This is a genomic window from Nostoc sp. (genome assembly GCF_036919575.1).
Classification (GTDB): domain Bacteria; phylum Cyanobacteriota; class Cyanobacteriia; order Cyanobacteriales; family Nostocaceae; genus Nostoc.
On sequence record NZ_JBALBY010000127.1, the window covers coordinates 109,866 to 124,055 of the forward strand.

13 protein-coding genes are annotated in these 14,190 nt (G+C 42.7%); 5 read left to right on the top strand and 8 right to left on the bottom strand.

The genetic code is table 11. The features are described from left to right. Positions 1 to 155: 155 nt before the first annotated feature. The 3 genes from V7K27_RS34160 to V7K27_RS34170 all read right to left on the bottom strand — a co-directional run bounded on the left by V7K27_RS34160 (position 156) and on the right by V7K27_RS34170 (position 2,830). Entirely contained in the window at positions 156 to 980 is an 825-nt protein-coding gene (locus tag V7K27_RS34160; RefSeq protein ID WP_334953194.1) for an ABC transporter permease, read from the bottom strand. A gap of 5 nt (positions 981 to 985) precedes the next feature. After that, entirely contained in the window at positions 986 to 1,768 is a 783-nt protein-coding gene (locus tag V7K27_RS34165; RefSeq protein ID WP_334953196.1) for an ABC transporter ATP-binding protein, read from the bottom strand. Between the two features lie 120 nt (positions 1,769 to 1,888). Continuing rightward, on the bottom strand, positions 1,889 to 2,830 hold the full coding sequence (locus V7K27_RS34170; protein ID WP_334953198.1) for an ABC transporter substrate-binding protein: 942 nt from the start codon (positions 2,828 to 2,830) through the stop codon (positions 1,889 to 1,891). A gap of 669 nt (positions 2,831 to 3,499) precedes the next feature. Between V7K27_RS34170 and V7K27_RS34175 the strand changes: the two genes are divergently transcribed. From V7K27_RS34175 to V7K27_RS34195, 5 genes are all read left to right on the top strand, one after another. Beyond that, positions 3,500 to 5,347, top strand: coding sequence for a vanadium-dependent haloperoxidase (locus tag V7K27_RS34175; protein ID WP_334953200.1), 1,848 nt, complete (start codon positions 3,500 to 3,502; stop codon positions 5,345 to 5,347). A gap of 114 nt (positions 5,348 to 5,461) precedes the next feature. Next, positions 5,462 to 6,508, top strand: coding sequence for a cytochrome c (locus tag V7K27_RS34180; RefSeq protein ID WP_334953201.1), 1,047 nt, complete (start codon positions 5,462 to 5,464; stop codon positions 6,506 to 6,508). 534 nt (positions 6,509 to 7,042) lie between these two features. Then, positions 7,043 to 7,213, top strand: a complete 171-nt coding sequence (locus V7K27_RS34185; protein ID WP_334953203.1) for a hypothetical protein — start codon at positions 7,043 to 7,045, stop codon at positions 7,211 to 7,213. 252 nt (positions 7,214 to 7,465) lie between these two features. Beyond that, a complete protein-coding gene (locus V7K27_RS34190) occupies positions 7,466 to 8,476 on the top strand; it encodes an aldo/keto reductase (protein ID WP_334953205.1) in 1,011 nt (336 codons plus the stop codon). A 166-nt stretch (positions 8,477 to 8,642) separates the two neighbouring features. Continuing rightward, a complete protein-coding gene (locus tag V7K27_RS34195) occupies positions 8,643 to 9,086 on the top strand; it encodes a GNAT family N-acetyltransferase (protein WP_334953207.1) in 444 nt (147 codons plus the stop codon). A 67-nt stretch (positions 9,087 to 9,153) separates the two neighbouring features. Here V7K27_RS34195 and V7K27_RS34200 read toward each other — a convergent pair whose 3' ends face one another. The 5 genes from V7K27_RS34200 to V7K27_RS34220 all read right to left on the bottom strand — a co-directional run bounded on the left by V7K27_RS34200 (position 9,154) and on the right by V7K27_RS34220 (position 13,702). Then, the gene (locus V7K27_RS34200) at positions 9,154 to 9,615 is read right to left on the bottom strand and encodes a GNAT family N-acetyltransferase (RefSeq protein ID WP_334953209.1); all 462 of its coding nucleotides are present in this window, start codon (positions 9,613 to 9,615) and stop codon (positions 9,154 to 9,156) included. A 54-nt stretch (positions 9,616 to 9,669) separates the two neighbouring features. Beyond that, positions 9,670 to 11,115 carry a PQQ-dependent sugar dehydrogenase gene (locus V7K27_RS34205; RefSeq protein ID WP_334953211.1) on the bottom strand — a complete coding sequence of 482 codons (1,446 nt, stop codon included), beginning with the start codon at positions 11,113 to 11,115 and terminating at the stop codon, positions 9,670 to 9,672. 756 nt (positions 11,116 to 11,871) lie between these two features. Further along, on the bottom strand, positions 11,872 to 12,090 hold the full coding sequence (locus V7K27_RS34210; protein WP_334953212.1) for a hypothetical protein: 219 nt from the start codon (positions 12,088 to 12,090) through the stop codon (positions 11,872 to 11,874). 153 nt (positions 12,091 to 12,243) lie between these two features. Continuing rightward, positions 12,244 to 13,050 carry a pentapeptide repeat-containing protein gene (locus V7K27_RS34215; protein WP_334953214.1) on the bottom strand — a complete coding sequence of 269 codons (807 nt, stop codon included), beginning with the start codon at positions 13,048 to 13,050 and terminating at the stop codon, positions 12,244 to 12,246. Positions 13,051 to 13,060: 10 nt separating this feature from the next. Next, the gene (locus V7K27_RS34220) at positions 13,061 to 13,702 is read right to left on the bottom strand and encodes a hypothetical protein (protein ID WP_334953216.1); all 642 of its coding nucleotides are present in this window, start codon (positions 13,700 to 13,702) and stop codon (positions 13,061 to 13,063) included. Between the last annotated feature and the right edge of the window lie 488 nt (positions 13,703 to 14,190).

A 14,190-nucleotide genomic window follows, 5' to 3' on the forward strand; every position in this document is an offset into this window, starting at 1 on the left:
CGCGCAAGTTTTGGGTCGGGGTCTGTCTTGAGAAATCGCTCCTCTTGGGCAAAGCCCAAGACCGCGTTTCTCGCTAAATCCCCGTCACAAAAGTACAGACGCGATTAATCGCGTCTCTACGAATTACGAATTACGAATTACGAATTACGAATTATTTAACTACGTTTCATACCCCATTTTTGCACTGTTCTGATTTCAATTAATCGAAAAATATAATCGACAGCTAAACCCAAAATTGCAATCACCACTAATCCGGCAAATACGCGATCGGTTTGCAGGAAGTAGCGACTGTTATTAATCTGCCATCCCAAACCGCTAGTAGCACCCCCTGAACCAAACACTAACTCAGATGCAATCACGGTGCGCCAACCAAAAGCCCAAGCAGTTCTCAAGCCTGTTAAGATGTGAGGCAATGCAGCAGGGAGCATAATTTCTCGAATCAGTCTAAAACCATCTAGACCCAGGTTTTTCCCCACCATCAGAAGCGTTAGGTTGATGGTACTGAGTCCCATTTCTGTATTCAGGGCAATCGGCCAAGTTGTAGCATGGGCAGTAACTACGATCAGAGAAACAGAAGTGAACCCAAACCAAATTATCACTAGGGGTAAAATAGCGATCGCAGGTAAGGGATTCAGCATCGAACTCAGCACAATTAGCAAATCTTGACCAAAACGAGAAACTTTGGCGAAAGCTGCTAAAGACGTACCCAGAATCACACCCAAGACCATACCAGTACATAACACGGACAAAGTGCTAAGTGTTGCTTGCAGCAGTTTTTGACTCAATAAATCTTGCCACAGTACTTCTAGGACTGCTATTGGGCCAGGAATCAGTAAGGCGGGAACTTGGGAAACCGATACATACAATTGCCAAAAAATCAATAGACCACAAAAAATTACTCCGCGCCTAAAAGTACTACTGGCTTGGAGTGAAGCATATAACTTCTCAAATTTATGGGAATTTGCTGTTGTTCGAGTCACAAATCTCATACTCGAAAAGCCTCACGACGGGAATCATTGCCGAGTAAACTTTCTAAATAGGCAGCAACTTCGACAAACTTATTAGTGTTGATCTCATTAATCTCTGCGGTATCAACAATTTCTTTGACAGTTCCTGGTACTGGTGTCATCACTAAAACTCGATGTCCCAGGTAAACAGCTTCTTGTATGGAATGGGTGATTAAAATGATTGTCAACCCTGTATTCTGCCAAATAGTATTGAGTTCGTATTGCAGTTGAGTCCGTGTTAGCGCATCCAAAGCGCCAAAAGGCTCATCCATCAGGAGAACTTGAGGTTTTACAGCCAAAGCGCGGGCGATCGCTACCCGTTGTTTCATCCCGCCTGATAACTGATGGGGATACTTATTGACAGCTGCTGAGACTCCCACCAAATCGAGATATCTTACAGCTTCAGCAATGGCAGCTTTCCCAGCAGCTTTACCTGTAGTTTCAAGGGCATAAACAACGTTTTGCACCACAGTCTGCCAAGGTAGGAGTTGTTCAAAATCTTGAAAGACAACGATCCGATCTGGGCTGGGAACAGAGATGCGTTTACCTGCCATCAATAATTCTCCGCTACTGATAGACTGAAAACCAGCGATCGCCTTTAACAGCGTACTCTTTCCACAACCCGATGGCCCAATAATTACAAACTTTTCTCCTGGTTTGACAGCAAAGCTAACATCTTCCACAGCCGAAAATTTATTCTTACCTTCGCTGTAGCTAATGTGTACATTTTTTGCTACTATCAACGATTCTAAATTCACCATGAATTTAACCAATTATGTGGGTTTAAGTCCCCCGCAACGCCAACGCACTGGCTTGACTTTGCGCTAAATCCCCGTTACAAAACTGTACTTCCGACTTCCGACTTCCGACTTCCGACTTCTTTAATCTCCCCCAGCACCTTTAAGCGGCGGTAAAATCAATTCATTAATTGATTTGGGCTGCTTGTTTAACATCCCGATTTCATGCATAAATGCCCCACATTTGAGGAAGGCTCTTGGCTCAATCCCGTATGCCACCGCCTTATTCGTGAGCCACTTTTTATATTGCTCCTGTGAGACTTTTCCACCATCTATTTCTGAGAGAATTTTGGCCGCTTCATCAGGTTTTTCATTCACGAGTTTAGTAGCATCTACAATTGCGGTATACAAAGCTTTACCAAACTCAGGATATTGATTGTAGAATTTTTCAGTCGTAAATGCACTTGCTATGCTAGTCTTACCAAAAATATCAGAACTTTTAATAATTACCCTACCACCTTTTTCAACTTCCTGAAATTCAAAAGGTGGCGTTGTAAAATGTGCATCAATTTGACCGGTTAACAGAGACTGCAACCCTAGAGGGTGAGCAATCACTTGCAGGTTTTGATCAAGTGCTGTGGGATTTCCTAAGTCTTTTTGTGCCACCTTCCGCAGTACAATTGCCTGTACCCCATCTAGAGATGGTACACCAATTTTCATTCCTGGCTTGAAATCTTTGAGACTTTTGATGTTGGGGTTTTTCGTGATTAGCCAAAACTCACTATAGTTAAGTGAAGCTAATATTTTCCAGCCCACACCTTTATCCCAACCTACGAGAAACGACCCTGGTCCACCTGCACCAACTTGTATTTGATTAGCGATAATTCCGTCTCTAATAGCTCCACCATTCGATAATTCTTTCCATTCAAATTGTGTCTTGGGAAATTGTTTTTCTAAAATTTGCTGCTGCTTAACGATAAGTAGATTAGCGTAATTAATTCCAGGTTGATAAGCAATTGTTACTTTTTCTGGTGTTTGTGATGCAGTTTGATTACCAGAAGCACAAGCTACAAATACAAACGTCAATAGTGCTAATCCAATCAAGAAACCCCACGTTCTAAATCTCTTGAATATCATCATTTTTTCCCTTTTGTAAGAGATTTATGTTATTTTCTAAATTTAACGAAAGTATCACACAGCTAGCAGCAAAAAACAAGGTCTTTTCAAGCTAGACTCTCACAGACGGTTCGCCCACAACCAGGGCATCAAAATTTCTCCCCCCACTCCCCATCTTGCATTGCCGTAATTTCCCCAGGGCTTTCACAATCTTGGTAAGTTTTTTGTAAAAACCTCTTGATTTTCATCGCCAGTTGTGAGAAAGTCTGATTTAACATCTATAAAATACGGTAAATCGATAGAATTACCGTATTTTATAGTTTGAGTGGAAGTAAGCGGTGGTTTTAGCTGTGCTTTAACCCCGGCAAGATGCTATCAGACTGATTACAACTACAGATGTCTAACAGCCATGTGATCAAGGCATCATACCAGCACTAAATACCTACATGACTTTCAGGAGAATCACCTCCTGTGGAAGTTACCTTGCACAAATTTCATCCCAAATCCGGTGAGATTACCCTGTTTCTCTGGAGCTGGATGTCTCGTGTGTGGCGCAAAGTTGCCTTGTAACTTTTAGCTGCTCATGTACTCGCTCATGACTAGATTTTTGGATTATTTTTTGTCACTGGAGAACATCTCATGCAAGTAGATCCTAATTCTGATCAAGGTTTCGAGCAAAATGCTCAGGCTAATAACGAAATAGATAAACTGAAACAACCCCGTGTAGCTAGCAAACGTTTTTTTGGTACTCACGCCAGTAGACGCTCATTTCTCGGTCGCGCTGGTTTGTTTAGTGCCGCTAGCGTTGTTGCAGGCGTTTTAGGTTCACCTTTCTCCTCAAAAAAGGGAGAAGATATTGTACAAGCCCAAAACATCAACAGGCTCCCTAATCGACCTTTCGACTACAAGAGCTTTGTTAATAGAGCTTATCGAGTACGTGTTGAAGCAGCCAGACTTCAACAGAGTGTTCCGATTCCGCCGCATCCGACCAACGGGGATGAGGCGAAGTATGCTAACAAAATTGCGACGGATACACGAGGATTACCCCATAACAAGCTGGGCGAAGTGGATCTGAAGGCTTATCAATCTTTTATTAATGCGTTGAACTCCGAAGATCCCAATGAGTATGAAAAGATCATCCTGGGTGGCAAACGGAAGCTGCTACAACCGCTCGGTCCATTAGCGGTTAGCTTGAGTGGGCTGAATGCGGCCCAATTGACAATTCCAGTGCCACCTACCCTCGATAGTGCAGAGCAGGCGGCTGAATTCCTCGAAATTGCTTGGCAACAACTGTTGCAGGATATACCCTTTAGCGAGTTCCGCAATAATACAACTAACCCGCTGATTGTGGCAGCAGTTCAGGATCTGAATCGGTTGTCAGCATTCAAAGGGCCTAAACAGAACGGACGGGTTACACCAGAACTCCTATTTCGAGGCACCGCGATTTACGTTAATGCCTCTGGTGCAACGATTTACTACACGTTACCAGGGGTAGATGTGGGACCATACGTCTCCCAGTTTTTACTGCGTCCTGTGCCCGCAGGAACACAAAGTTATCTTCAGCTTAACCGTGTTCCCCTAGCTATTCCCGAAAACAGTTTTCAAACCAACTATAACGAGTGGTTGCTGGTGCAAAATGGTGGCGATTCTGGTCGAACGATTAAGTTTGACCCAACCCCTCGCTACTTTATCAACGGGCGCGACCAGTCAGAGATTGCCCACACGGCACCACCCGTCTATACAAATGCTGCTCTAATTCTACTCGCCAAGCCAGCCATTGATAACCTCCTAGCTGGTGGCGTTGGCTCACCTTACAATCCCGGTAATCCTTATAACAACTCGAAGACCCAAGCGAGTGGTTCTGCGACATTTGGTCCAGGGTATTCACAATCTATCATCGCTTGGGTTAGTCCACATGCAATCAGAGCAGCTTATTGGCAGAAGTACTATGTTCACCGTCGTCTGCGAGCAGAGGCTTATGGTGGGTTGGTTCACAACAACAAGGTGAATAAAACAAACTATCCGATTCACCCCGATGTTTTCAAGTCAGAAGCACTTGATCGCTTCTTCAGCAAAAACAAATCTTATCTGCTACCGCAAGCTTTTCCTGAAGGGGCACCATTCCACTCTTCTTATCCAGGGGGCGCTTCGGTGTCCGCAGGTGCCAGTGTCACGATTTTGAAAGCACTATTTGATGAGAATTATGTGATTCCGAATCCGGTGGTACCCAATCCCAAAGATCCCACCCAGTTGATTCCCTATCAAGGCCCAGTGCTGACCGTGGGCGGCGAATTGAACAAACTGGCGGCAAATATTGGCTTGGGTCGTGATAGTGCTGGGATTCACTGGCGCACAGATGCAGCAGCGTCGTTGGCCCTTGGCGAAGCGATCGCCATCAGCATTCTTAAGGATGAAAAGCTAACGTTCCGCGAAAAATTTGAAGGTTTCACATTCACCAAATTTAATGGTACAAGAGTCACCATTTGAAGTGATTATAAGTTGATGTGCAGCTAAATTGTATAACACGAAAACCCAAAAATATTGTAGTGCGGGCCGAAAAGCCCGCGTCCAATATACAAATTAAATACGCAACAGCTGATCATGCCTAATCTTCGGAAATTTTACTTGCGATGCCTGCGGCGGGCTGCGCCTACGCACTTTCTACTCTTAGGCATAGTTTTAGCGATCGCACTCTTCATCTACGCACCACAACCGCCTAACGCAAAAAGTACAGTATCAGCACTAGAAACATCACAGGACATAGAACTAGCGAAAAAAGTAGGCAAAGAAATTATTGCTGCTTGTCCCATTGTCACAGATGTTAAAAATTTAGCTGCCTACGACTCATGCGCCCAAAAACTCTCTAAGCTAAAAACCCTCCGGGACACTATGAACGCACCATTTTTATGGGGCGCTCAAAGTAAAGTTGGCAACTATAATATCAAAGATAGTCAAACAACTGAATTTGATCCCTTGGTTTGGCGTCGCATTTACCTGGCTACCTTTATGTTCAAAGGTGAACCCCAGATTGAACAGGTAAACAACTTAATTGTCATCCACCTTCCGATTCAGTTCCGCAACCAGTTTGATATTGGTGCTTATCCTTATCCATTCTGGCACTCATCGAAAAAGTGGGATTCCTACCAGCAAAGTACTGAATTACTTGTGTTTCTGGAGCAAGGAAAGCTTAAAGGAGCGCTGCGTTCAGCTGTGGTTGATCCACAACGCCCGAAGGTAAACCATGCATGGGACGGTAAGTGGATTTGGACTGATGCTCATGGCAAGCAGCCCTATGTGACACTCTATACCCGTTTATTTTCTCCATCGAACCCACACGTCGCCAAAGTTGATGCTGCTTATCGTGCATTTGAGGCCAAGCTGCGGCAGAATGCTTGTGTTGTCTGCCACAGTCCTGACAACGCCAGCAAGCAGAATCCCCTATTAATCCTGAGTTATCCCAATCAGGCACTCTCTTTACGGCATGAAACTGTGCGCCAAATCAAAGAGAAACGGATGCCTCCTCCGGCTGGTATTTTTGATGATCAAGAGCGACAACAGCTGATTCAACTCGCCCAGGCATTTGCCCAAGCAGGTGACAAGGCTCTAGCTTACGAAGGTGAAAAAATAACTTCTGGAAAAAACTATTGAAGAAGAATCCAGAATCCAGAATCCAGAATCCAGAATTCAGAATCAATACTTCGGCAGAGCTACGTAACCATCAGTCGGGGATTGGGACCCGCGACTTTCTTGTTGACCACAAAACTAGAATTTTTGGTGGGGGTGCAAAAACGCCGATTATTCATCCGCTTTTTCGTTCAGAATTCCCAACTGAATTCTGACTCCTGACTCCTGAATTCTGTTCGATAAGCTGTTCCACATTTAAGAAAGCATATCTTGAGCGGGCGAGACGCCCACCCCACAAGAAATGTATAATTTCAGATTATGCAAACTAGATGTGGTTTAGCTTACTAACAAAAGTAGTTGTGTGTCTTGGCGTTTTCAGAGGCGATCGCAACTCCTAAACTGCTTAATTTTGAGAAAAGCGATCGCCATCACAGCATTCTTTATCCGAAATTCTTAATCTAATAATTATTATCTCCGGTTACACGATTGAGATACAGTAGTTTATAAGTTAGCTTTTGCAAAGTAATCCTTGTAGCTGTTCAATGCTCTGGGAAACCAATGGTCAAAGATTTATCTGGACTCGAAATTTCTACCGATTCATCAGCAGCAGTAGATGCCATCGATCGCTTTGTCGATGAGTTATTGGGCGTTGGTAACGATGCCCAAGTTATTCTCAAAGCAGTTGAAGCTGATCCGGCTTGTGCGATCGGCAGTATCACAAAGCCTTGAATGTCTTAGAAAAGCGGAATGCTGCCCGTAGTAATATTCCCGTGATTCACAGGGAATTAGCTAATACCTACAGCTAGCTAGGACACATTAATGAAGCACATCGAGCTTGTCAACTTGCATTACAGCAGAAATCATGTATTTGAACCACATCTGTCGTAGGGGCAATTCATGAATTGCCCCTACCGCGTGGTCTATTTACCTGAAAATAGCTGTAAAACTTTCACAACGTTATCAAAAAGTAGAGCAAACAGTATGACGACATACGTAAATCTGGGAAAAAGTGGACTGAAAGTATCACGCCTGGCTCTAGGTACTATGACTTATGGTTCTCGTAAATTGCGAGAATGGGTGTTGGAAGAAGAAGAGAGTCGCCCGTTTATTCAACTAGCTTTGGAATTGGGGATAAACTTCTTTGACACCGCCGATGTTTACTCTTTAGGTGCCAGCGAAGAAATTTTGGGACGGGCGCTTAAGGATTTTGCAAAAAGAGATCAGGTCGTCATTGCTACCAAAGTCTTTAGTAAAATCGGTGATGGCCCCAATGATCGCGGACTGTCTCGCAAACATATTTTTGACAGCATTGATGCCTCATTACGGCGGCTACAAACAGATTACGTTGATTTGTACCAAATTCACCGTTGGGACTACGAGACACCAATTGAGGAAACCCTAGAGGCGCTGCATGATGTAGTCAAATCAGGTAAAGTTCGTTACTTGGGAATCTCAAGTGTTTACGCATGGCAGTTCGCCAAAGCTCTTTACACGGCTGACAAACACGGCTGGACTCGCTTTATATCTATTCAAAACCATTACAACTTAGTTTATCGAGAAGAAGAGAGAGAGGTGATACCCTTATCTCTAGATCAAGGAATTGGGATTATTCCTTGGAGTCCCTTAGCGCGGGGCTTTCTGGCAGGGAATCGCAGCAAGGAAAGCTATGGCGAGACACTACGGGCTAAAACTGATGAATTTGCTCACAATCTCTACTATCAAGATTCCGATTTCCAAATAGTCGATCGCGTTGTAGAATTAGCCCAAAAACGCGGTGTTAAACCAACACAAATCGCCCTAGCTTGGTTGTTGCATCAACCGGGTGTGACGGCTCCAATTGTTGGTGCTAGTAAGATAGAGCATCTCAAAGAAGCAGTAGAGGCTGTGGATTTGAAGCTTTCCGATGAAGAGCGCAAATTCCTTGAAGAACCTTACACACCTCATCCCATCTTAGGACATCAGTACCCAACCGCCTCCACCAGTCGTTCATAGCAATATCTGGGGACTGGGGAAGAAGCAAGGGAACAGGGGAGCAGAGTTTTCCCCTGTGTCTGTTTCCAATCCCTCATCTTACTTTTGAGATCATGTGGGAAAATCATCAAGTAACCTAACCGTTATATAAAACTTATCTTAAATCTGATGTAATTGGTAATTAATTGTGACTATAGACGATAAAGTTATTATCCGTTCAGTAGCCAGTGAAACAGAACTTAGTGAGATGTATTATGTACGTTGGCTTGTTCTCCGAAAACCTTTAGAAATGGCTCAAGGTACCGAGCAAGATAATCATGAAAAAGATTCCTTTCATTTGCTAGCAATTGTTAATGAACGAATTGTTGGTTCAGCCAGGCTACAGGAAGTATCTGGAGAATTAGGACTTATCTCTTATGTCGCAGTCTTACCAGAATTTTGTAACCAAAAAATAGGTTCGAGACTTATTGAAAAATTGATAGAAAAAGCTCAACAAAATAAGTTAAAAATTCTAAAATTGAGGGCACGAACTACGGCATTAAAATTCTATAAAAGATTTGGATTTCAGGAGACAAGTCAAGTATTTGAATACCTGGGTATTCCTCATATAACTATGGAAATGAAGCTTTGAATAAAGAATTTTTAGGTTTTGTCTCTTTACAAAAATTGGGGTATATTTTTAGCTGTCTGTGCTTGGATCAACAAAAATAATTCCCTCTAATATCAGGTATCCAGTAATATTCCACATTCGATTGACCATTGATTTTGTTTATTGACAGTTTGCCCGCTTTGAAACCATGTCGTTCGTAAAAAGCACAAGCTCGGTTATTCGCTTGTAATGTGTGAAGCTCTAAACCTTGGGGACAAATTGCTTTAGATTTATCAAGTAATGCTGAACCAATACCCTGATTTTGGTAAGTCGCATCTACAAACAGCTGGCTTAACCATTGTTCCTGTTTGATGACTACAACAAAACCGACAATCTGATTTTCAACTTCAGCCAGCCAAACATCCCCGCGTGCAGCGAGGTCATCACGAAATCGAGCTTTCCATAAGGAATATGGCTGTGGATGTTTAATATCAGAAAATGTTTCATGCCAAGTTCGATACCACAGCTGAACGGCATCTTCTAAATCATCTAATTGATAGGAACGAATCATCACCACGATATGGCAAGTTAGTTTTAAAGTACTACTTTAAAGTTTGCAGATCGTTTACTTAGTAGGCATAGAGATTTCCCAAATTCCTTGATTTCCACCATATTCCAGAACATAAATCTTATTGCCGATAATCTCATCATCAATGGGATTACTAAAACCTTGGACAATGCGCGTGGCATTAAGTTTATAGTTGGTAGTTCCTACTTTAGTTAACTTTAAATGCAGTAGGTCTTGACCGGCATCTTTAAAAGGGCCTGGTATTGTATCGCCAGTAGGGTCGCCTATCGTCCAACTCAACATGAATCCATCTCTCTTAAATTCTGGACTCATTACTCCTTGTGTATCAAAAACTAAGCCCAAAGGAGAACGGTGTGACGTAAAAGTACTCACACTTTGCCCAAGAACACTGGCGTCTTTGATTTTGCCATCTAGAGGATCGCGGTAATTGTCTGCGTCCGGCCCAAAATTAGGAATTGGTTCAATTAAGTTAGTAGGCCGAATAGGAAAGGTTGGATCGTTACGAAAGTAGCCTTTTGTGACTGCGCCAAATAAGGGGTTTAACAAACGGTCAGTAGCAGGATTATAATTGGGGAATTGTTGGGGATTGTCTGTCCCACCAATACGCCAGGGAAAGCCGTAATTACCACCTAAACGTAGCCAATTTAATTCTTCTGACATGTCGCGATCGGGGCCATTATCTGCGCCAAATAAATCCCCATTGGGTGCAAAAGCCATATCGAAAGTATTACGTGTTCCTTCTGCAAAAATATAGCCAGATGTCTTTAAGGTTGCTCGATTGTTTGCCAGAAAGAGATTTTTGCCATTAGTAGGAAGACGGAGTATACAGGCGGTTAATCCGACTTCACGAGTATTGGGATATTCACCATTAACAGACTGAACCTCACCATGATCGGTACGAGAACCGCTATTCACATAGATAAAGTTACCATCCGGGCTAACAACCACGCCGTTGAAGCGATGGTCGTAGGCTGTTTTGCTTTTGGGATAGCCTGCACTCTTAGCTAAGATAGACCAGATACGTTGTCCTGTACTCGAATTAATTACGCCTTTAACAATAATAGCTTTCGTCTGGCTATTCCCAACGTCTGCATTGCCAACCAAATAAATTGTCCCGTTAGGGCCAATGGCCATTCCTTCAGTCTCAGCTAGACTATGATTACTAGAATTGTAGAGACGCGTACTAGTAGAAGCGGCTAAATTGACTTGATAAATCTCACCATTTTGTTTGAGGTAATAGAGGGTATTGTTTCGTGGATCTTTTGCAATCCGAACAGAAGGTGAGACTGATAACGTATTGATAATGTTGCGAATCTTAATATCAGGACGCAGGGCTTGAGGTGCAGCATTTACTTCAGTAATGCCATGATTTAATAGAACTATTGTAAATAACAGTGTTTTGGCAGCGAAAAAGCAGGTTTTTAGAGCGAACCTACCAATAAATCTGCATTGAACTTGGTTGGATGATTTAGTGTTATTCATTATTTCCTTAGTTCGGCCTCAGTCAAAGAACTGCTAGATAAGTTCAATTTGGATTACTTAAACCTGTAAGTTTAAATACAGATGCTTTTATTAACCTAACTAATACTACTTAGACAATATTAATTATTGATTTGGTTAGTTGATTATGCAAGGTCAAAATTCATTTATTTTAACCAGATTCCGTGGGTTTAAGTCCCCGGCAACTATCAAGCCGCAAGTTTTGGGTCGGGGTCTGTCTTACAAAGTTGCTCAAGAGGGGAGACCCCAAGACCGCAATGCAGCGCTGTCTTGAGAAATCGCTCCACTTGGGGCTTTGCCCAAGACCGCGTTTCTCGCTAAATCCCCGTCACAAAACTTACTTCCGACTTCCGACTTCCGACTTCGTTTAATTATTTTCCCGATGTTTTTTGATTTTCAACTCACCTGTAATTATTTAATTATCATGAAGTACAAGATTACATCAACTTCTTTACCAAATCTTAAAAATCTAAAATTTGTGATTTTTAATACTGTTAGAAAGGGTTATAAACTTTAATTAAGTCTTTTTTCAAACATACTGTTTTCTTTAGTAGATTTTTCAACTTCATACCGTATTTTCGTTAAGTTAAGTTTCAATATCATTTTTTGTTTGTAAAAAAAATACATTTCTCTTATGTAAATACATTTAAAAACACATAAGTTAAATTAATAGATTATCCAGAGCGTTTTTGAGCTTAATCACACTTAAGCTTTACATAAATTTTATATAGCTAGGACTTACGCATTGACAAGAAAACGAAAATATGTATAGTCGAAAAACCCATATCTTTCATAAGGGCAATTCATGAACATTGGTGTCAACTTAAGCCAAAACCCTTTTAAAACCTCGTTTCCAGCCAGAGGCTGGAAATATTGCTCATTGCGGCTCTGCCGCAAGTCTTGAGGCGGCAGCCCCCGCATTAGGCATTCCCACTCAGAGACTTCTTTTCGAGACAAAGGGCACAGCAATGCTGTGCCCCTACGCATGATCTATTTACTATCAAAGGATAATTAAGAAAAGCCTGAAACAACCTATTTTCGTTAATTCACATCACGATTAATTTGTATAGGGCGTAAGTCCTGTAAATGTCAATTACTTTTTCTTATAAACTAATTGTGCTTTGAAGCGTCAGGCATAATTGCCTCCTGAAGATTTACGCCGCTGAGGTTAGCTAACCTAATGTCAGCTCCTCTAAGGTTAGCTCCTCTGAGATTCGCCCCTGCCAAATTCGCGCTTCTAAGATTAGTCCAACTCAAATCAGCTTGACTCAAATCAGCTTCACTTAGGTTAGCCCGCAGCAGATAAGCACCAGTCAGGTGAGCCTTGTTCAGATTAGCTTTGTATAAGTCAGTTTGATAAAGATAAGCCCCCAACATTTCCGCCTCGTATAAACTTGCCTCGCTGAGGTCAGCCGCAATTAAGTTAGCTTCAGTGAGGTTGGCAAAAGAGAGATTAGTCCGTATTAGCTTCGCTGCACCTAAATCGGCATCTCTCAAATTAGCGCCTCTTAAGTCAGTTCCAATTAGATTAGCATGAGCGATCGCAGCACCTCTAAGATTCGCCTCACTCAAGTCCGCTCCAATCAAATTGGCATAACTCAAATCTGCCTGCGTAAGTATAGCACCACTCAAATTAGCAACACTGAAGTTAGCATCACTCAGGTTAGCTTCAACGAGGAAGGCTTTGTAGAGGTTGGCGCTACTGAGGTCAGCACCACTGAGGTTTGCTCGCACAAGTAAAGCATTACCCAAATCCACCTTGCTCAAGTTTACCCCCTGGAGGTTTGCGCCTCTGAGGTTATACCCTTGCAGGTTTGCGGCGCTGAGGTCTGGTTCAATCTGGGGATTTTTCTTTCTCCACTCAATCCATGTAACTGCACCTGCTTTCAGTAAAGCTAGATGCTCTCGATTTGCCATTTTCTCTCCTTTACTCCTGACGCCCACCCAGAGGATTTACCCGACCAGCTACATTTTCAATCGCCGTTAACGCTCCCTGAGCACCTGCGAGAATATCTTGTTCTTTTCCACCTAAGTAAAGCCGTCCAAAGCTACCTACAGCTTGAACTTCAAGAATATTAATCGCCGCCGCTTTCTCAGCTTCATTCGCAGCGAGTGCGGCATAAGCAGCAGGTTCCACTTCTAATACATACAGCGTTTGCCCTGCTAGTAGTAGCTGTCCCCGGCGGGTGCGATTAATAAGTTGTGTTTGGTAAGCATCGATGTTGCGGATAATCTGGCTAGAAACAACACGCGGTTTCAGACATTCCTCTCTTCGGACTCCCAGTAACTCCAAAATGGCTTGACCAGCAGCTCGCGTTTCGCCTTGGGAGCTAGAATGAACTTCCAATAGTCCGTACAGTCGTTCAACTACCTGTACTCCCGGACGGACAGAAGCAGCTTTCAGGGCTACATCCGTAATCTTATTAATTTCGATACCAGGAGAGATTTCAATCCACAGTGATGTATCCCCTGGTAATGGTAAGAAGCCTTGAGCTACTGTTCCCATATATGCTGCATGTTGAGGTTGCAGGCTGTCGAGAAATACGAAACTGCGTAGCTCTATTCCCAAGATTTTGCTCTCCAGTCATAAGGGTAAAATTATCTATTGCAAGATATGAGCGCCTAACTTGGGGCATTTTAGCCACAAGTGAAGGATGGAAAAACACAAAGTAGAAAAATTTTGCTGTCGATAAATTTTACACCTGAGATGTACTCTAGCAGTAAAAACCGCCTTGACAATTGTACAAGTTTTATTAGGCACAAATCGAGCCAAGGACTGCTGGATTTACTGATAAAGTTGATGCTACACTTAGTCCCCTGGCGTGATATTGAGTTAAGTCCGATCGCTCCATCATGTTTTTCTATCACAATTTGACCAGCGATGTCTAACGACAAGCCCTCCGCGTCTAGGCTAATCTTAATCCGGTACGTTTCCCCACAGTTTTGGTCGTAAATAGATTCTTCTGGGTAGCGTAAGCAGGAGTAGGGCTTAAGTCTTTCAAAGTACAGTGTCTTTAAAGAAAATGATGGGTACACTCAAATAGTCACATATCTTTG

Coding starts and splice junctions, on each gene's coding strand:
- V7K27_RS34165 (WP_334953196.1), bottom strand. CDS start 1,768: ATGGTGAATTTAGAATCGTTGATAGTAGCAAAAAATGTACACATTAGC.
- V7K27_RS34180 (WP_334953201.1), top strand. CDS start 5,462: ATGCCTAATCTTCGGAAATTTTACTTGCGATGCCTGCGGCGGGCTGCG.
- V7K27_RS34205 (WP_334953211.1), bottom strand. CDS start 11,115: ATGAATAACACTAAATCATCCAACCAAGTTCAATGCAGATTTATTGGT.
- V7K27_RS34200 (WP_334953209.1), bottom strand. CDS start 9,615: ATGATTCGTTCCTATCAATTAGATGATTTAGAAGATGCCGTTCAGCTG.
- V7K27_RS34185 (WP_334953203.1), top strand. CDS start 7,043: ATGGTCAAAGATTTATCTGGACTCGAAATTTCTACCGATTCATCAGCA.
- V7K27_RS34190 (WP_334953205.1), top strand. CDS start 7,466: ATGACGACATACGTAAATCTGGGAAAAAGTGGACTGAAAGTATCACGC.
- V7K27_RS34215 (WP_334953214.1), bottom strand. CDS start 13,050: ATGGCAAATCGAGAGCATCTAGCTTTACTGAAAGCAGGTGCAGTTACA.
- V7K27_RS34175 (WP_334953200.1), top strand. CDS start 3,500: ATGCAAGTAGATCCTAATTCTGATCAAGGTTTCGAGCAAAATGCTCAG.